Genomic DNA, 18,023 nt, shown 5'->3' with positions numbered 1-18,023 from the left:
AAGGCAATTCTAACTGGGTAATTGCGTCTGTGCGATGACAGGACGGTTGGAAGAGCGCTAGGCGAAGGGTTCTCGAGGGGTCTGCGGTTCCAATGAGGGAGCGTTGCAGTAGGCGGGATAGAGCTGGGCGTTGAACTCTGCGCCGGCGAGAACGCTGAGCGAGATGATGTAGAGCCAGAAGAGGAGGGCGACGCCGGCGCCGAGCGAGCCGTAGACCTCCGAGTAGTTTGCGAAGCGGGTGACGTACCAGCCGAAGACGAGGGTGGTGATGAACCACATGGCGGTGGCGAGGGTTGCGCCGGGGAGGGTGCGGGTCCAGGAACGCTCCATGGTGCTCATGGCGCGGACGGTACGGACCGAGCCCCAGAGGTGATCGTTGCGGTTGTCCTCCTCCATGACGGCGAGGCCCGCGGGCGGAGTGCCCATGTGGTAGGTGATTGCGATGACGAAGACGCTGGAGATGAGGGCGACGGTCCAGCGGACCAGAAAGGCAACGGTGAGGACGAGCCAGCGGGCGGAGTCGCCGATGTTGGCGGAGATCCAACTGGAGACGGCGTGGCCAAAGATCACCAACACGCTGGCGATGAAGAGTGGGACGAGGGCGATGAAGACGAGGGCGACCGAGCGCCAGCGGCGTCCCCAGAAGCTCCATCGGTCGCCGGGGAGGTTGAAGGCGCGGCGGAAGCCCTCCATGAGGGTGACGATGACGCTGGAGGCGCCGATGAGGGAGACGATCGCGGCGAGAACGAGGGCGCGGGTGGAGTGGATCGTCTCCTGGCCGTTCTGGAAGTAGGCATCGAGGATGGGGCTGACGTCTCCCGGGAGGACGCGATCGAAGAAGAGCGCTGCCTGGAAACGGAGCGGAGCGGCGTCCGGGAGCAGGGCGACGACGGCTGCGGAGACGATGAGCGTGGGAAAGAGGGCGACCAGGGCGGAGTAGGCCGCGGCCTGGGCGAGATGGAGGCAGTCGTGGGCGAGAAAGCCGGCGAAGGTGCGGTGGAGCAGGCCGAGGAAGCGCATCATCCGGGCCGGTGCGAGAGACGCGGCGTTGCGGAGGGTGCCGGGCGGACGCTGGGAGGCGACGGTCACGGGAGTCTCCGTTGAAGACGGGGTGGAGCTCATCGCCATCTTCCTCCTCGGAGTTTCAGGATATGCGGAGACGGGCGGTGAGGGAAGGTGAAGATTTTCGGGATGGGTTGGGGAAGGCGGTTCGTGCTTCGCACGAATGCCCACCTTAGCGCGATGAAGCCGCGCGAAGATGGGCACCCTGAGGATTTACGTCCCACCCATCGCGATACGGCTGCGATGGATGGGGCACCCGGTTGGTAGTGGTGGGGAAGAAAGAGCAATGCGGGGTCTCTCCACTGCGCCTCTCGCGATAAGACTGCGAGAGGCTCCGGTCGAGATGACGTCCTGTTAGAGGCGGACGGCTACTGCTTCCACTTTTCGAGGAAGTCGGTGACGGACTGGGAGTTCATGTGGCGCATGTCTTCGAACTCGCCGGTCTTCTGGGCAAAGATGGTCTCGCCCTTGGGGGAGACGACGGCGAGGGCAGGCACGCCCTTATGGATGGCGACGCCGTACTTCTCCGGGATGTCGAGGTTCTTGTCGATGTGGCCGATGAAGACGTGAACGAGGACGAAGTTCTTCTCGAGCAGGGCGTCGTTGGGAGCCTGGTGGAAGTAGATGTCAAGGACCTGGCAGTCTCCGCACCAGTCGCCGCCGAAGTCGAGCAGGACGCGCTTGTGCTCTTTCTTTGCCTGGGCGAAGGCAGCGGCGATGTCGGCTTTGGGATCGGAGGTCTCGGAGTAGATGTGTTTCTTGACGAAGGGCGTCTGGGCCTGAGTCTGAGGCGCTGCCAGAGAGAGCGTGAAGGTGGCAACGGAAAGGAGAGCGAGGTTGCGGAAGACGTGCGAGAGTTTCACTTAAGGACCATCCTTTGGATCGTTGCCGTGAGGCTTGCGGCGCTGACGCGCAGCCTCCGGCTTTCGCAGCCGTGGCGACGCTCCTGTAAAGGATGCATGAATACAGGGCGCGATGCAAAATGATGGCTTCGGGAGCGTTCAGGAGACCGTGGCGGACGGTGCGATTTGGCGGGAAGTCTTGACGGAGATGCGGTTAGCGGAGCAGGCTAAGTGCGAAAAGGGGGTCTCTCCACTGCCCTTGGACAAGCTCAGGGTTCGGTCGAGATAACGATTCTTTGGATGGGTTGATGGCTGCCCACTCATCGCGATAGAGCCACGATGAATGGGGCAAGGCGATTGGGGAGGGTTGATTGATTCATTAAAGGACACAGAATGTGTAGCAGGGGATGCCACTTAAGTAACTAGGAACGTCCACGTCAGATGGTAACGTTTGACAACGGGCGACCGGAATGGCTGTGCAAATTCATTAGCGGGAGAGTTTCTTGGGGCCTCATATCAGCTCTGCTGCATGGGATCTGCTGACGACTAGACCGTGGCCATCGGCAGGCGCCTATCGTGCCGCCGGCACGTTCCTGCTGGCCGGAGTTCCGACGCAGGAACTTGCACGCAATCTGGGCATGCTGCTGGGTGGGCTGGGTGTGGGCAGCCTGGCGATGCTGGGGATTCACCGTAGAAAGGCCACCTCGTTCCGGACCATGGACGTGGAGCGGCTCAATGAGGAGCGGCGGCGCTTTCAGGCGGCCGCAGAGGCCTCGCGGGACGCCTTCTATATTCTCGACAGCGTGCGCGACAGCAAAGGCACGATCCGTGATTTCAGCTTCCGCTATGTGAACGCCGAGGGTGAGCGGCGGCTCCAGGGTAAGGCTGGCAGTCTTGTGGGGGCGAGCTGCCTCGAACATTTCGGCAGATTCCTCGAGCCGAGCCAGATCGAGCGGTACTTTGAGGTGGTGGAGACGGGAGCATCGCTGACGGTGGAACTTCCCGTGACCTCCACTGGGGCCAAGATCAAGTGGCTTCGGCATCACGTGGTGCAACTGGGCGATGGAGTTGCTATATCGAGCACGGACATGACCGAGTTCAAGGCGGTTCAGGACCAGTTCCACAGTGTCTCGGAGTTTAGCGAACACATCTTTGAGCAGGCCCCGTTTGGCATCATCGCGACCGATGGCGCGGGGACGATCACGGCGATGAACATCGAGGCCGAGCAGCTTACGGGGTACAGCAGCCAGGAGTTGATCGGGTCGGCGTCGATCCTGTTGCTGCATGATCCGCAGGAGTTGCAGCAAAGGGCGATCCAGCGCAGCGAGCAAGATGGCGTGATGCTGCAGGGAATCGACCTGATCTCTTCGCCGCCGGAGCGGATAAGCATCAGCGCCTCGACGGTCATGAGCAAGGTGGTGGTGACCAAGACGCCGGGATCGCACACGGTTCCCGAGCAGGATTGGACGTTCATTCGCCGGGACGGGACGAGGCTGCCGGTCAGCCTGGCGTTGAAGGTATTGACGGGACCGGCGGGCGAGCGGACCGGAATGATCGCGATCGCGCACGACTCGACCAAGCGGAAACACGTGGAGACAGACCCAGCGACCGGCGGGTTGTATGACGACCTGACGGGGCTGGTGAGCAAGAGCCTTCTGGAAGACCGGATTACGCAGGCGATCAAGCGGAGCAAGCGGGCGGGCACGAAGGTTGCGGTGTTGACGATGGATGTCGACAACTTCAAGCGGATCAACGATGCGCTCGGGCATCCGGTGGGCGACGAGATCCTGACTACCGCGGCCAATCGTTTGATGGGGAAGGTGAGGATCTCGGATACGGTGGCTCGGATCGGCGGCGATGAGTTCATCGTTCTTCTGCCGGACCACACAGATATCTCGAATATTGAGTTTTGCGCGGAGCAGCTTCTGCGGACGATCTCTTCGCCGTACATGGTGAGCGGCCACGCGATCAATGTGACGTCGAGCATCGGGATCTGCGTGTATCCGGACCTTGCCGCAGACACGGAGACGCTGCTGCGACGGAGCGAGACGGCGATGTTCTGGGCGAAAGAGGCGGGACGGCACCGGATGGCGATGTTTGCGCCGAAGATGCTGGAGGATGCCTACTCGCGGCTCTCGATGGAAGGCGCGCTACGCCAGGCGATGGACCGGGACGAGTTGTTCATGGAGTACCAGCCGCAGGTGGCGTTGCCGAGCGGCAAGGTGATTGGCATGGAGGCGCTGCTGCGCTGGAGACACCCGAAGTTCGGGCTGGTCTCGCCGGCGCACTTTATTCCCATGGCGGAGAAGATTGGCATCCTGCCTGAGTTCGGCATGTGGCTGATGCGGAAGAGCTGCCAGGAGGCGAAGTGGATCCAGGAGAAGCTGGGACGGCGGGTGTCGCTGTCGGTGAATCTGTCGCCGCACCAGTTTGCGCAGGCGAAGCTGCTGCGGACGATTGAAGAGTCGCTGGACGAGAGCGGACTTCATCCGAACGATCTTGAGATCGAAATCATCGAGAACACGCTGATGATCAACTCGTCGGCGAACATGAAGACGCTGCAGATGATTCGCGACCTGGGCGTGGGGCTTTCGATCGACGACTTTGGGACGGGATTCTGCAACTTCAATTATCTGCTGCAGTACCAGGTGGACCGGCTGAAGATCGACCAGAGCTTTGTAAGGCAGGCGGCTTCGGACGTGAACGCGGCGTCGGTGGTGCGGACCGTGATTGCGATGTCGCATGGCCTGGGCGTGAAGGTGATCGCTGAGGGTGTGGAGACGCGGGACCAGTTGAAGTTCCTGCTTCGCCGGCGGTGCGATCAGGCACAGGGGTACTTCTTTGCGAGACCGCTTTCGCCGGAGAAGTTTGTCGAAGCGGTTCCGGGGATCGAGCGGATGAACCTGAGCGATCCTTCGGGCGAGCGGGCGGCGGTGGCGATTGCTGCGGAAGAGAAGATTGAGTTTATCCGGCCTACGGATGGGAACCTGAGGCCGGTGACGATCGGGTAAGTTGGTGGCGGCCCACTCATCGCGATGAGACTGCGATGAATGGGGCACAGATTTTTGGTTGAGTAGAGCGAAATGCGGGGGTCTCTCCACTTCGCCGCGCGATAAAGCTGCACGGCTCCGGTCGAGATGACGCTTCATTGGGTTGGTAGGGGTTCGTCGAGATGACGATTTCTTCGTTGGCTTACTGATTTTTCTTGCAGCAAAAAAAACGGCCCCTCGGGCGAGGGGCCAATCTGCCTTGGTTCTCTCTGGTTAGGAGAGTCTGTCGCGGGCGCGCTCTGTACAGGGCTGCGTCCCGCTATCTTAAGATCGCTTCGCGGGAGAAGAATGTTCTGTTTTGCACAGTATTCTCATTTTTTCCCGTTTTTGATTACTGGTTTCCGTCCACGTGGCTGATTCCGGTTTCAGCCAAAGGCGCGGCTGAAGCGGAAGTGGATGCCATGGTGGCGAGGCTGTTATGCATCAGGCTGACCATCACGCCATTGGTGAGGGGCTTCTCTCCATCAGCCGGCTTCTGCGCATTGCGACCGAGGCCGGTGCGATAGATGCGGTAGATGGGAACCTGGTGCTCGGTTACGAGGTAGCGGACGACGGAGTCAGCCATCGCCTGCGAGGTCTGGACACCTGCGCGGCTGTAGCCCTGGACTTCAATGATGTAGCCCTTTTCGCCTTGCAGCCTGGTGGCGATGTCATCGAGTTGAGCCTTGGCCTTGGGGCCTAAAGTCGTACGACCGGAGACGAAGGCGACGGGAGCAGCAGTGACGGTCTGATACTGGTCGAGATTGCTAACGGTCCCGTTCAGAGCGTTGGTGCGGTTGCTAGCGTCCGATGCGAGACCATTTGCCTGGTCGGCACGGTTGCGGGCATCGGCTGCGTGCTGATCGGCAAGGCTGGCGGACTGCTGAGCCTTGTTGATTCCGGCGGTCGCGCGAGAGTCTACGTCGCGGATGTCATTCGCGTTCTTGGCCTGAAGCTGATCGAGCTCGTTGGTGCGGTCCTTGATGGGATCGACCTGACGGTTTACCCACTTCTTCCGAGCGAAGGGGTTCATATGGCCCCAGAAGCCTTCCTTGGACTGACCGGCGAGCGGCTTGCCCGTCGCGTAGGTGGAAGAGTCGTTGGCATCGGGTTGGGTGGTCTGTGCCGCGGGGAGGGTGGGGGAGGGTTGAGCTACTCCGTCCGTGGTGCCCGACTGGGCGAATGCCGAGCTCGCCAGGGTCGCGCCAAGGATAAGAACTGAAAATTTTCCTGCATTTACTGCCGTCATCTTCGTCATTTTGTTTACTCCCAGGTGATGCATCTGGTGCGTGCAGCTGGAGGGTGTGATGCTGAATTTGATCTCGCCGTGCTTGGGAAATCTTCAGCGAAACCGCTTCACATCTCGTACACGCAGGGAGTGAAAGCAAGCGGATGGCCATTTCGCGAAAACGCGAGTGCGACGGTTTTTCAGCGAGTTACGGCCACTTTTGAGTGCAGGATTTCTGGGTTCGCGATGCAACGAAAATGGGGGTGGAAGTTTCTTCCGCCAGGTGGCGAGAAAGTACCCCTTTTCGAGACGCCTGGGATGGTGTAAATGTCGTCGAGGGCCGACATTTTCGGCGCTGCGAAGGGCGGCTTAGGCGGTTTTACGCTGTGCAATCGCCGCTATTGCAAGGTCGTGTGGACGACATTGACTTCGGGCATCTGCTGGTTCCAGTTCTCGGGGATGGATTCGAAGATGAGGCGGAACTCGACGTCGTCGCCGGGCTTGATGGGGGCGGCGCTGACGGGTTCGGTGTCGACGTAGGGCTGGCGGGTGCGGATGAGCGAGAGCGGGAGCGATTCGACCTGCGGGGAGAGGCCGACGTCGTTGCGGAAGATGACCTGGAGGGTGGCTCCGGTGAGGGTGGAGGAGCCGACATTCTTGATGTGACCGTCGAGGAAGGTGGATTTTCCTCCGGAGAGGCTGGTGGACTCGCTCATGGCGAGTTCGGAGAAGACGAGCGACTTTGCGTAGGCGTCAGCGGGAAGGATGGTGTTGGAGGGTTTGGCGGTCGCCTTCTGCTCGCCACGGGGCAGGAAGATGCCAGCGACGATGACGAGGATGGCTAAGCAGACGATCCCGATGAGGAGGCCGCGGTTTGACGGCTCTTCGGGGGGAGCGGAGAAGATGGCGTCGTCACTGGACGATTTTGCGGGACTGCTTTCCGCGGGGGAGCCGGGTTGATTGCGGGGATCGCTCATTAGGCGAGATTTTATACCGCGGGTGTGAGGAACGGTGGCGGGAGCGGCCTGGGAACGACCTAGGAACGTGTAAGAAACGTGTAACACGATGGTCATGCAGGGGCGGCAGATCAGTCTGGCCGGGAGTGCTCAAGTTGCCGGGGGCGTGGCCGATGAGTAAGTTGTCCGCACAGAGTTTCACTGGAGAACTGAGCTATGTCTGCTTCCCATCTGCCGCATGCCGCACTTGCTCATCATGGAATTCATCTTGTAGCGCGTTCTGAGAAGAAGGCCGCCTCGCTGCTGCTTTGCCCAAATGTGGCTTATAAGGTGGCGGCGGCAGGGGTGGCGCTACTGCTGTTGATGACGGTTTGCTGAAGGCTCTTCAGGGACTACGACGAGGCCGGATCTGCTCGGCGGCGAGTCAATATAGGCAGCTTACCGCCATGAGAGGCAAATGCGGGGGTCTCTCCACTGCGCTTCGCTCCGGTCGAGATGACGTATTTCGCGGGAAGAACTGTCTAGGCGAAGCTGGCGCGCTTGACCTTCTGGCGGAAGTCTTCGCCGTGCATCTCGACTACGACACACATCTCCTGCAGGCGGGAGCGCATGCGCTCGCCGATGCGGTCTCCGAGGGTCTCCTCGCGGACGGCGTTGCGGACGGCGCTTCCCTGCCCTCCATCACCACCTAGCGGCGGGAGGTTGCTGTAGTTGGTGGTGATGATGGTGGTGCGGCGGTCGTTGTAGCGGGTGTTGAGGATGTGGGCGACGGTGTCCCAGACCCAGTCGGTGGGCTTAGAGGCGCCGAGCTCGTCCAGGACGAGGACTTCGGCTTCGAAGACCGGCTTCAGGATCTCGAGCTCCGTTTCGCTGACCTGGCGGTTGTAGCTGTTTTGGACCTGCTTGAGGAGGTCGCGGTAGTCATAGAAGAGCCCGGTGGCACCTCGTTCGGCGACGAGCGATTGCAGGATGCCGACGGCTAGATGAGTTTTGCCGACGCCGATGGAGCCGGTGAGCAGGAGACCGGTGCCAGTGGTGTCCGTGGGGGAGTAGTTTTCGACGAACTTGCGGGCGCGCAGGTGCGCTGCCGCTAGTGTCCGGTGTGCCCCGCCGAAGCCGGTCTCGTAGCTGTCGAGGGTGCAGTGCTCGTAGCGGCGGGGAATCTGGGCGCGGGTGATCATGCGCTGGGAACGCTGGACGAGGCGGTACGGGCAGGCCTCGGCGAACTGGGTGCCGTCGGGGCGGCGGTTGATGTGGAGGCCGAGTCCTTCGCAGATGGGGCAGATATCAGGCACGAGTTCTAGTATGGCAGGGTCGCAAGCTGTGAAGTACTGTGTGAATCGTGTCCTGCCGGACGGGTCCGCTACGCGCGGGGCGGTCACTTCGTGACGTGTATACCGCTTCGCGTGACGCTCCCGTTGGTCGCGAATCGAATTTGTCTTTGGCGAATCAGATTCCTTAGATACACTATTGGGAGTGCCTGATTGCCCTGCAAAGCGGGGCGTCACCGGGTTGCGACAGGCCTTCGATGTGAACGTGAGCGCACCGTTTGCAAGCGAACCGCGACTCCGGAGGGCAAATCGAGATAAGAATAGGAATGCATCATGCCAAAAGAAGGAATCCACCCCTCGTATAACGAGATCACCGTCAAGTGCGCCTGCGGTTCAAACTTCCAGACGCGTTCGACCCACAAGGGCGATATCGTGCTCGAAATCTGCTCCGCCTGCCACCCGTTCTTTACGGGTAAGCAGAAGCTGATCGATACGGCTGGCCGCGTCGAGCGGTTCCGCCGCAAGTTCGCGAAGTCGGATGCGGGTAAGGCCGAGACTGCCGCGAAGTAAGGGCGGAGGTCGATAGAACCCGAAAGGCCTCCGCTGTTGCGGGGCCTTTTTCGGTTTGGGGGTGTGGGAAAATGCTGCATGCAAGAAGCGCTCGTCCAACACTATCTCAATCGTGCGGTGGACATGTTTGACGCGATGATCTTGCTGCAGGAAGACCAGGCCTTTCGGAACTCCTCTGCGCTGCTGGCGATTCACTCGGCGATCTCATACAGCGATGCTCTTCGGGCAGGACTTGGCGATGAAAAGCTGGCGGCCGATGGGCATGACAAAGCTGCCGATGCACTCCAGGCCTTAGTGGCGCGATATCCTCAGCATGGGTCTGGGATTAGCCATTTGCGCTTCCTGCTTTCCAGGAAGAACGTGGTTGCTTACTCGGCGAAACGCATGGAGCATAGCGATTATGAATCGCTCTTCACGCGAGCTGGGCGATTCGCAAAATGGGCTGACGCTACGGCTAGAGAACTAAAGATCGCGGGGTGGAAGTATGAAGATCGATGAAGTACGGCTGATGGGTCGCGCGAAAAACGCCGTGCTGGCTCACTTTGAGAATCAGCTCTCCATTCCCAAGATTTACATCGATGCCGAATGGGATGGACACCACGTTGATGTCCTTGCAATCAACCGCGATGGAGTAGGTGATGTACATGCTGTGCTGTTATTCAGCTATCTCTATTTCGAAAGTGGCAGTCCTGACGTTTCCCATGAATTCGACATGGAGAGAAAGCTGCTCGAAGAGCTAACGGGGATTCCGGCCCAGTTCAAATACATAGGAATTATTGACGGAAAGGGCAGAAGAAGTGGTTTTGAACCCATAACAAGTATCAAAGAAGAGACTTTCGCTCCCGATGGAGTAGGAAGAGTTGGATTTCTGCTTATCAACCTACCAGAGGACGCTGAACCTCAAATTTTGACCGTGATCAAGCCAGAGCGTTTTCGGGCGAAGATTGCCAAGCTGGCCGATGAGTATGTGCAGCAACACGAAGCGGACTGGGAGATACGGGCCTGAAGTTATGAAGAAGCGTTACACATTGGAGCAGAAGCGTTGGGACGATCCGGCGGAGCATGCGATGCCGGAGCATACGCGCGTGCCTGCCCGGTTCAATATTGGTGGAGTGGAGATCGCTCCGGCGACAGTGCTCGCGCCGATGGCAGGGGTGACCGATACCGTGTTTCGGCGGTTCATCAAGAATGCCAGCATGTTTTCGGGGGACGGGTCGGGATCGCTCGAGAGCGGAGCTGGTGTCGAGGCGGTGACTTCGAATCAGCAGTCCGGATGCGGGTTGATCATGACGGAGTTTACTTCGGCGGATGGGCTCTCGCGGATGCGGGAGACGAAGCGGAAGCGGTATCTGACCTACTACGACGATGAGCATCCGATCTCGGCGCAGATCTTTGGGTCGAATCCGGAGACGCTGGCAGACTCGGCGCGGATATGCCAGGATGCGGGGTTCGATTTGGTCGACCTGAACCTGGGCTGCCCGGCGAAGCGGGTTGTCGCTTGCAATGGTGGGTCTGGGCTGCTGCGGGACCTGCCTCTGATCGAGGTGATCTTCAAGCGGGTGCGGGCGGCGGTCACCATTCCATTTACAGTCAAGTTCCGGATGGGGTGGAACGATAAAAACATCGTCTGCGTGGAGCTCGCCAAGATGGCGGAGGACTGCGGGCTGAACGCTGTCGCGCTTCATGCGAGGACGCGTGAGGATGGCTACACCGGGCAGGCGCGGTGGGAGTACATTGCGGCCGTGAAGGATGCGGTGAGCATTCCCGTGATCGGGAACGGGGACATTCGCACGCCCGAGGATGCGGCGGCGATGGTGGATGCGACCCACTGCGATGCGGTGATGATCGGGCGGGCTGCGCCGGCGAATCCGTGGATCTTTCGGCAGATTGCGCAGTACACGTCGACCAAGGAAGCTACCGGTGTTGGAACGTATGAGGTGCCTACCGATGCGGACCGGTACCGGATGATCCGGACGTACTTTCAGATGCTGGTGGATGAGATTGCGATCGAGGAGCGCGCGGAGGCGGCGCGTGCGGAGGCGATTATGGCGTCAGGCCAGACCGCAAGGGAGCAGCGGAACCGGGACTGCGTGGGCAAGATGAAGCAGTTCGCGAGCTGGTTCACGCATGGGGTTCCGGGAGGGTCGGGGCTGCGGAAGGCGATCTTCGAGGCGAAGAATGGCGCCGGGGTTTTGGATTCGGTGGAAGCGTTCTTTGAGGGCCGGGCGGAACAGGCACGGATGCACGAGAGTGTGCACGACAGCGAAGCTATACTCGCCTGAGCATGCAGATTCGCTGGCGGAAGAATCCGAAGACGGAAGAGGGATGGTTCAAGCGGATTGCGATCTCGCTGCTGGTGGGCGTGGCGGGGTTTGCGGTGACGTTTCCGTTGGCGTTTTTTCTGATGGTGGAGTATCTCGGGCGGACGAGGCCGGGAGATACGGAGAACTTTCTGGGAGCGATGACGGCTGCGGTGGTGGCCGGGCTGGGTGTGGCTGCAGTGGCGTTCTTTGGGGTGATGGGAGTGCTTTGGGTGTGGAGTCTGCGGGGCGGAACGGCTGAATCGCGGGACGCCTAGGAGCGCCGTTGTTCGTGGCTGAAAGGTTCGAGCGGCTGTGGCGGTGGGGGCCGGGTGGCGGGTCCTTCGCTTCGCTCAGGATGACGGCAAGAACGAACAACCGCAAAAACAACGGCAAGAACAAGAGCAACCACAAGAGCAAGAACAACCACAAGAACAAAGACAGAAGCAGATCCTCCGCCTGCGGCGAAGGATGACAAACCAAATCCACGGGTGACAAACAAGATCGAAGGATGACAAACAAAATGGGCCGGAATTGAACCTTTCGTGAGTTTCGAAGAGGGAAAGGTTGCGTCTCCGGGAGGCCCAGGATGCTAGGCTCAAAGTGATCGATATGGGGAGATTTGCGCTTTGAGTGACGAGGCATTGGCTGTAGCGACAGAGGATACGTTGGGGGTGGAGGCTGGGAGTAGCCGGTTTGTGCGGGCTTGCCTGCGACGGCCTGTGGACCGGACGCCGGTTTGGTTTTTGCGGCAGGCGGGGCGGTATATGCCGGAGTACATGGCGGTGCGAAAGCATCACAGCCTGCTCGATATCTGCAGGACGCCGGAGATTGCGGCGGAGGTCACCATCACGGCAGCCGAACGGCTGGGGGTGGATGCGGCGATTATCTTTGCGGACCTGCTGCTGCCGTTTACGCCGATGGGACTGGACTTTGAGTTTGTCGCTGGTGAAGGGCCGCAGGTGCATACGCCGGTGCGGTCGCTGGAGCATGTGCAGGCACTGCGGACAGATCGCGCGGATGAGCTGGGGTATGTGGCGAAGTCGATCGAGAAGGTCGCGAAGCACTTTGCCGGGCCGAGGGCGGATGGAGACACGCTGGGGATCATCGGCTTCTGTGGCGCTCCGTTTACGCTGGCGAGTTACATGATCGAGGGCGGGTCTTCACGGAATTATGTGGAGACGAAGAAACTGATGTACTCGCAATCACCCGCGTGGCCGCTGCTGATGGAGAAACTTGTAACCGTTTTGGTTGCATTTGCGAAGCAGCAGGTCGAGGGCGGCGCGGATGTGATCCAGATCTTCGATAGCTGGGCTGGGGCGCTGTCGGTCACTGACTTCCGCGAGTACTGTTTGCCGTGGACGAAGGAGCTCGTACAACGGGTGAAGGCGTTTGGTGTGCCGGTGATCTACTTTGGTGTGGATACCGCTTCTCTGCTCTCGACGATGCGCGAGACGGGCGCGGATGTGATTGGGCTGGACTGGCGGGTGCCGCTCGAGGTGGGGTGGAAGTCTGTCGGCGAGGGCTGCGGTGTGCAGGGAAATCTCGATCCGATTACGTTGTTTGCTCCACAGGGTGTGCTGGAGCGGCGGGTGCGGGAGGTCCTGGACGCGGCAGGCGGCAGGCCAGGGCACATCTTCAACCTGGGGCATGGCATCGTACCGGGCACACCGGTGGAGAATGTGATTCGGGTGGTGGAGTTGGTGAAGGAGTACAAGCAGCGATGAGTGACGAGTCGAATCTCCCCGTCGAGCAGGTCGAAGAGAAACCGATGCAGCAGGAGAGCGAGACTCCCGTGTTGATGGAGGAGCCTGTGCTGGAGACAGAGCCAGACCAGCCGCATGATGCGGTGCTTCTGCTGGCCCATGGGACGCCGGACGTGCTGGGCGAGATGGCCGAGTACCTGAGCAAGGTGACCGGTGGGCGGGCTCTGCCGCGGGAGGTCGTGGAGGAGTTGCAGCATCGCTATGCGGAGATTGGGCTGAAGGCGACTCCGGGCGAAGAGGCTCCGCCGCTGACGAAGTGGACGCTGACCCAGGGATTTCTGCTGGAGCAGGCGCTGAACTACACCGGACCAAATACCAAGGTCTACGTTGGCATGCGGAACTGGCATCCGTACATTGCAGACACGGTAGCGCAGATGCGGGCCGATGGGGTGAAGCGATTCAAGGCGGTGTGTCTGGCTCCGCAGAACTCGCGAACGAGCGTGGGTCTTTATCGCAGCGCGGTAAAGGCGGCTGCGAGCGGGATGGAGATGACGTTTGTGGCGGGATGGGCAGAGAATCCCACGCTGGCGCGGGCGTTCGCGGATAGGCTGTGGCCGGTTTGGGCGGAGGCCTGCGCGATTGCGGGACGGCGGGTACCGGTGCTGTTTACGGCACACTCGGTGCCCTGCCGGACGATCAGTACAGGAGCGGCTTCGGTGATTGGAGCGCGGCCGGGGACGCCGGAGCAGGAGTCGCCCGACCCGTATCCGGTGGAGGCGAAGGCCACGGCGGTGCAGGTGGCGGAACGGTTGAGGGTAGTTGGACTCACGGATAAGGACTGGTACTTCGCATTTCAGAGCCAGGGGATCAGCGGCGGGCCGTGGATTGGGCCGACGGTCGAAGACACGCTGAATGCGCTGAAGGCGCAGGGCGAGGTCGGCGTGGTGATGCAGCCGGTTGGCTTCCTCTGCGACCACGTCGAGATTCTGTACGACATCGACATTGCGTTCCGCGAGATGGCTCGAGAGATTGGGTTGCTGCTGTGGCGGGCGGAGAGTTTGAACGCCTCACCGCTGCTGGTGCAGGCTTTGGAAGAAGTGGTGTCGGGGGAGTATCCGGCTACGGTGGATGAGGTTGTGACGGTTTAGACTGCTGCGGCTAATCCCACTCATCGCGATAGGGCTGCGATGAACGGGGCACGGAGTGGTGGCTGCAGTAAGAGAAAGCGAAATGCGGGGGGTCTCCATTTCGCCGCGCTCCGGTCGAGATGACGTGTTCTTGTTAGGAGAAGTGTGACGAAGCGGGTCGCGATCGTTGGGGGTGGGATTGCAGGGGTGACTGCGGCCTGGCAGCTTGCGAGGATGGCGGCTGAGGGGGCGGCGGTTGAGGCGGTGGTGTTCGAGGCTTCGGAGCGGCTGGGTGGGATCGTTGAGACCGTGCGTCGTGATGGATTTGTAATTGAGTGCGGGCCGGATGGGTGGGTGACGGATAAGCCCTGGGCGCGGGAGCTGGCTGGGGAGCTGGGGCTTACGGCTGAGATTATCTCGTCGAATGACGCTACGCGGAAGACTTATGTGCTGCAGGACGGCAAGCTGGTGGTGATGCCAGACGGCATGCGAATGATGGTGCCGAAGGGGATGGCGGCGCTGGATGGGATCGATGCTTCGCCGCTGTTTTCTGCCGAGGCGAAGACGGCGTTTCGTGCGGAGGTGGGACGGGCCGAGGAGCTGAAGGCTTCGATTCCCATTGGCGATGAGAGCGTGGCCAGCTTTGTGGCGCGGCACTTCGGGATGGAGGTGCTGGAGAAGATTGGAGCTCCGCTGCTGGGGGGTGTCTTTGGCGGAGATGTGACGAAGCTGAGCGTGCGGGCGGTGATGGGGCCGTTTGTGAAGCTGGAGCGGGAGTTTGGGAGTTTGGTGCTAGGGATGGAGAGGAGCAGCGAGTTAGCGAACCAGCGGGTTAGCGAGTTAGCGGGGGCTGCGGCGCTGTTTACTTCGCTGCGGGGTGGAAGTGGGGCACTGGTGGAGCGGATGGTGGAGGAGATTCCTTCGGAGTGGGTGCGGCTGGAGTGCCCGGTTGCGGGGGTGGCAAAGAAGGGCGATGGATGGATGGTTTCGACGGCTGGTGGAACGCAACAGTTCGGTGCTGTGATGATGGCTGCTCCGGTGGACGTCGCGCGGAGGCTGATTGCGCCGAGCGATGAACGGGCGGCGGCGTTGATGGAGATTGAGGCGACGTCGGCGGTGGTGGCGGCGTTTGCGTTTGCCGGGCCGTTGGAGTTGCCGCCCGGGTTTGGGTTTCTGGTGCCGCCGGGGTCGCAAGAGAGCCGATTGCTGGCGGGGACGTTTGTAGATCAGAAATATCCCGCGCGGGTGCCTAAGGGTGGACGGCTGGTGCGGGCGTTCTTTGGGGGTAAGGCGGCGGATGAGTTGCTTGGGGCTGGCGACGAAGAGATTGCTGGGCTGGCGATGGCAGAGCTTCAGCGGGTGTTGGGGCGATTGCCTGCTCCGGTGATGACGGTGGTGAGACGGTGGCCGCGAGCTCTGCCTCAATATGCAGTCGGGCACCTGGAGCGGATGGCCGAGTTGTTTGCGCGGGTGGAGGCGATGGGTGGGATTTGGCTGCTGGGGAATGGGTATCGCGGGGTGGGGCTGCCGGATCTGGTGAGGGATGCTCGGGCGGCGGCGCGGGAGTTTGTGGCCGCCCATCCATCACGATGAAGCCGTGATGAATGGGGCACGGGTCGGGGGTGGGTGATCGATCCCACATCTCAGAATCGAGATGCGGGGCACCCGCGTTCATGGCTCGGTGAAGGAGAGCGGTTCGTGCTTACGCACGAATGTCCCACCCATGCGGTGAAGCAGCATGGATGGGGCACCCGATTTCAATGGTTCTGCGAGGGACAGAGGCCAATGCGGGGGTCTCTCCACTCCGCTTCGCTCCGGTCGAGATGACGAATCTTGAGGGGGAAGTATGAAGGTGCGGTCCCACTCATCGCGATACGGCTGCAAGAATGGGGCACGGAGTTTGTTGGTTGGCGTCTAATGGCTTGGGAGAACAAACTATGACACAGAGCACGCATAACCGAGTCGCCGAGTTACACAACCTTGCCGCACATGCTCATCAGGCGGCGGCCGTTGCTCATGGCAAGGGAGATCATCTGAGCGCGCATGAACTTTCGAAGCAGGCGCAGGAGCATTCGGCGGAGGCGCATCGGCACTCCGAGAAGCTGTTGGAAGAGGCGAAGAAGTAGAGCTGCGCTTCCCTGCCCCTGGCTGGCTAGCGGCCGGACGAGGGGTCGGGGGTGGCGGCTACGTTCAGGTCGAGGATGAGATTGCCGAGGGCTGGGTCGGGGGCGTAGCAGTTGTTATCTGGTGCGTAGGTCTTAGCGCAGGCGGCGGTGTTGGCGCGGCGGCGTGGGGACTGGGCGTACTGCCAGACTTCGGCGGTGGGAGTTCCGCTGGAAGCTAGAGGCGGAGGGGTGAATGCGCAGCCGTTGGAGGGTGGGCAGGTGTCCTGATAGACCCAGAGGGCAATGGGATGAAGGTGGCGGGCGGCGACCTGTCCCTGGATGTCTTGCGCGGTGGTGATGGTTTGGCCGGGGCCGTCGGGGACGGGTTGACCGCTAACGTACGCGCCTGGACGGAAGCCGGAGGCGGCTAGGGTCTCGGTCCAGGCGAAGAGGTAGCCGGATTGTTCGGCGGTGAGGCGGCCGCCTTCTTCCTGGTCGAGGAAGATGAGGGTGTGGGGCGGAAAGCCTTCGCGCTGGGCGGAGGCGGCAGCGGCGGTGGCATCCTTCTTTCCAAGCTCGGCTGGCGTGGAGTGAGCGGATTTGATTTGGGATTCGGTGCGGCCGTTGGCCAGGACGAGGAAGCCGAAGCCTTGTCCGGCGAGAGTGGCGCGTTTGCCAGTCCAGGTGTTGTGAGTCGCGCCCGGTGGGTTGGTGAGCCAGAAGCTGGTGAAGTCGAAGTGGCGGCGGAGGGCGGGAAGGGCGGCGTCGCCGGGGTAGAGGTTGCGGTCGAAGCCGATGTAGGTTTTGGGAGTCTGGGCGTGGGATGAGGCCGCGAGAAGAATGAGGGCGAGTATGGATCGCAGGTGGCGGGTCACGTGGATAGAATACCGGCAGGTGGTTCGTGGCGGATCTGCCCTTTCAGGTGTTCGCTGAAAGGTTCGAGAGCTTTGGGTGGTGTCGGCGGTATCGGGGTCCTTCGCTCCGCTCAGGATGACGGCAAGGACAACGGCAAAGGCACCGGCGAGAGCAAATGCGGGGGTCTCTCCACTTCGCTGCGCTCCGGTCGAGATGACGGATCTTTATGGGGCTGTGATGCTTCGGTCGAGATGACGAAACTTTTTGTGTGCCGGAATTGCTTGGGTCGAGATGACGTTTTTGGAAGGAGGATTTTATGGCGACGAGTGTTGATGCGGTGGTTGATCTGCGGTATCCGGTTGGGCAGTGCGTGATGCCGGCGGTGATCGGACATGCGGAGATTGCGGCTGCGGTGGCGACGATTGAAGGGCTGCCGAAGGCTATGCGGGCGGCGGTGGCTGGGCTGTCGGAGGCGCAGATTGATACGCCGTATCGCGAGGGCGGATGGACGGTGCGGCAGCTGGCGCATCATGTCTCGGACAGCCATATGAATGCTTTTATTCGAGTGCGGCTGGCGCTGACGGAAGAATCGCCGCTGATAACCGGGTACAACGAGAAGGCGTGGGCGGAACTGGCGGATTCGAAGGGGCCGATTGAGGTGCCGCTGGGGATTCTTGAGGGAGTTCATGCACGGTGGGTGGTGATGCTGAAATCGCTCGATGAGGCGCAGTGGAAGAGGGAGTTTCGGCATCCGGAGCGTGGGCCTTCGAGTATCGCGGCAGCGACCTTGCTGTATCAATGGCATAGTTTGCACCATACGGCGCACGTGACAGAGCTGCGGCGTAGGGAGGGGTGGTAACGCTGCTGCTCTTGCGTTCTTAGGTAGAAGGATCCAGGCAGCATCGGTGATGGGAGCGTTCTCGGGGTCCTCTGACTGCGCATCGCGCGGTGAATCTGCACGATGCTTCGCTC

At 61.1% G+C, this 18,023-nt stretch carries 18 protein-coding genes; 12 read left to right on the top strand and 6 right to left on the bottom strand.

Annotated features, from left to right (window positions below):
* Positions 1-57: 57 nt before the first annotated feature.
* Both OHL18_RS07270 and OHL18_RS07265 read right to left on the bottom strand, forming a co-directional pair.
* A complete protein-coding gene (locus OHL18_RS07270) occupies positions 58-1,128 on the bottom strand; it encodes a YihY/virulence factor BrkB family protein (RefSeq protein WP_263374149.1) in 1,071 nt (356 codons plus the stop codon).
* Positions 1,129-1,430: 302 nt separating this feature from the next.
* Entirely contained in the window at positions 1,431-1,925 is a 495-nt protein-coding gene (locus OHL18_RS07265) for a thioredoxin family protein (RefSeq protein WP_263374148.1), read from the bottom strand.
* A gap of 482 nt (positions 1,926-2,407) precedes the next feature.
* Between OHL18_RS07265 and OHL18_RS07260 the strand changes: the two genes are divergently transcribed.
* Complete coding sequence (locus OHL18_RS07260) at positions 2,408-4,915, top strand: putative bifunctional diguanylate cyclase/phosphodiesterase (protein WP_263374147.1); 2,508 nt, start codon at positions 2,408-2,410, stop codon at positions 4,913-4,915.
* 370 nt (positions 4,916-5,285) lie between these two features.
* Here OHL18_RS07260 and OHL18_RS07255 read toward each other — a convergent pair whose 3' ends face one another.
* Both OHL18_RS07255 and OHL18_RS07250 read right to left on the bottom strand, forming a co-directional pair.
* The gene (locus tag OHL18_RS07255) at positions 5,286-6,191 is read right to left on the bottom strand and encodes an OmpA family protein (protein ID WP_263374146.1); all 906 of its coding nucleotides are present in this window, start codon (positions 6,189-6,191) and stop codon (positions 5,286-5,288) included.
* 368 nt (positions 6,192-6,559) lie between these two features.
* Positions 6,560-7,138, bottom strand: coding sequence for a DUF2393 domain-containing protein (locus OHL18_RS07250; RefSeq protein WP_263374145.1), 579 nt, complete (start codon positions 7,136-7,138; stop codon positions 6,560-6,562).
* Positions 7,139-7,333: 195 nt separating this feature from the next.
* Between OHL18_RS07250 and OHL18_RS07245 the strand changes: the two genes are divergently transcribed.
* Positions 7,334-7,495, top strand: a complete 162-nt coding sequence (locus OHL18_RS07245; RefSeq protein WP_263374144.1) for a hypothetical protein — start codon at positions 7,334-7,336, stop codon at positions 7,493-7,495.
* A gap of 143 nt (positions 7,496-7,638) precedes the next feature.
* On the opposite strand, the gene OHL18_RS07240 is transcribed toward OHL18_RS07245, so the two are convergent.
* The gene (locus tag OHL18_RS07240; RefSeq protein ID WP_263374143.1) at positions 7,639-8,412 is read right to left on the bottom strand and encodes an ATP-binding protein; all 774 of its coding nucleotides are present in this window, start codon (positions 8,410-8,412) and stop codon (positions 7,639-7,641) included.
* Positions 8,413-8,721: 309 nt separating this feature from the next.
* Here OHL18_RS07240 and rpmE point away from each other — a divergent pair, with 309 nt between their 5' ends.
* The 9 genes from rpmE to OHL18_RS07195 all read left to right on the top strand — a co-directional run bounded on the left by rpmE (position 8,722) and on the right by OHL18_RS07195 (position 16,217).
* Positions 8,722-8,958, top strand: coding sequence for a 50S ribosomal protein L31 (gene rpmE, locus OHL18_RS07235; protein ID WP_263374142.1), 237 nt, complete (start codon positions 8,722-8,724; stop codon positions 8,956-8,958).
* A 78-nt stretch (positions 8,959-9,036) separates the two neighbouring features.
* Positions 9,037-9,456 (top strand): hypothetical protein, encoded by a 420-nt coding sequence (locus OHL18_RS07230; RefSeq protein WP_263374141.1) that lies wholly within the window; start codon positions 9,037-9,039, stop codon positions 9,454-9,456.
* A complete protein-coding gene (locus OHL18_RS07225; RefSeq protein WP_263374140.1) occupies positions 9,443-9,964 on the top strand; it encodes a hypothetical protein in 522 nt (173 codons plus the stop codon). Before OHL18_RS07230 ends, OHL18_RS07225 begins: the two co-directional genes overlap by 14 nt.
* Before the next feature lie 4 nt (positions 9,965-9,968).
* Entirely contained in the window at positions 9,969-11,240 is a 1,272-nt protein-coding gene (locus OHL18_RS07220; protein ID WP_263374139.1) for a tRNA dihydrouridine synthase, read from the top strand.
* 2 nt (positions 11,241-11,242) lie between these two features.
* Positions 11,243-11,536 (top strand): hypothetical protein, encoded by a 294-nt coding sequence (locus OHL18_RS07215; RefSeq protein ID WP_263374138.1) that lies wholly within the window; start codon positions 11,243-11,245, stop codon positions 11,534-11,536.
* Positions 11,537-11,887: 351 nt separating this feature from the next.
* Positions 11,888-12,985, top strand: a complete 1,098-nt coding sequence (hemE, locus tag OHL18_RS07210; RefSeq protein WP_263374137.1) for a uroporphyrinogen decarboxylase — start codon at positions 11,888-11,890, stop codon at positions 12,983-12,985.
* Positions 12,982-14,112: a ferrochelatase gene (gene hemH / locus OHL18_RS07205; RefSeq protein ID WP_317890470.1), complete on the top strand. Its 1,131-nt coding sequence runs from the start codon at positions 12,982-12,984 to the stop codon at positions 14,110-14,112. The genes hemE and hemH overlap by 4 nt, the downstream gene beginning before the upstream one ends.
* Positions 14,113-14,256: 144 nt before the next feature.
* The gene (hemG, locus tag OHL18_RS07200) at positions 14,257-15,684 is read left to right on the top strand and encodes a protoporphyrinogen oxidase (RefSeq protein WP_263374136.1); all 1,428 of its coding nucleotides are present in this window, start codon (positions 14,257-14,259) and stop codon (positions 15,682-15,684) included.
* 344 nt (positions 15,685-16,028) lie between these two features.
* Complete coding sequence (locus OHL18_RS07195; RefSeq protein WP_263374135.1) at positions 16,029-16,217, top strand: hypothetical protein; 189 nt, start codon at positions 16,029-16,031, stop codon at positions 16,215-16,217.
* A gap of 26 nt (positions 16,218-16,243) precedes the next feature.
* Here OHL18_RS07195 and OHL18_RS07190 read toward each other — a convergent pair whose 3' ends face one another.
* Positions 16,244-17,071 carry a glycoside hydrolase domain-containing protein gene (locus OHL18_RS07190; protein ID WP_263374134.1) on the bottom strand — a complete coding sequence of 276 codons (828 nt, stop codon included), beginning with the start codon at positions 17,069-17,071 and terminating at the stop codon, positions 16,244-16,246.
* A 296-nt stretch (positions 17,072-17,367) separates the two neighbouring features.
* Between OHL18_RS07190 and OHL18_RS07185 the strand changes: the two genes are divergently transcribed.
* Positions 17,368-17,910, top strand: a complete 543-nt coding sequence (locus OHL18_RS07185; RefSeq protein WP_263374133.1) for a YfiT family bacillithiol transferase — start codon at positions 17,368-17,370, stop codon at positions 17,908-17,910.
* Positions 17,911-18,023 lie beyond the last annotated feature (113 nt).

The organism is Granulicella aggregans (genome assembly GCF_025685565.1).
Lineage (GTDB): Bacteria > Acidobacteriota > Terriglobia > Terriglobales > Acidobacteriaceae > Edaphobacter > Edaphobacter aggregans_B.
Note: the sequence above shows the minus strand (reverse complement) of the source record. Positions and strands in the feature narration are given on the sequence as shown.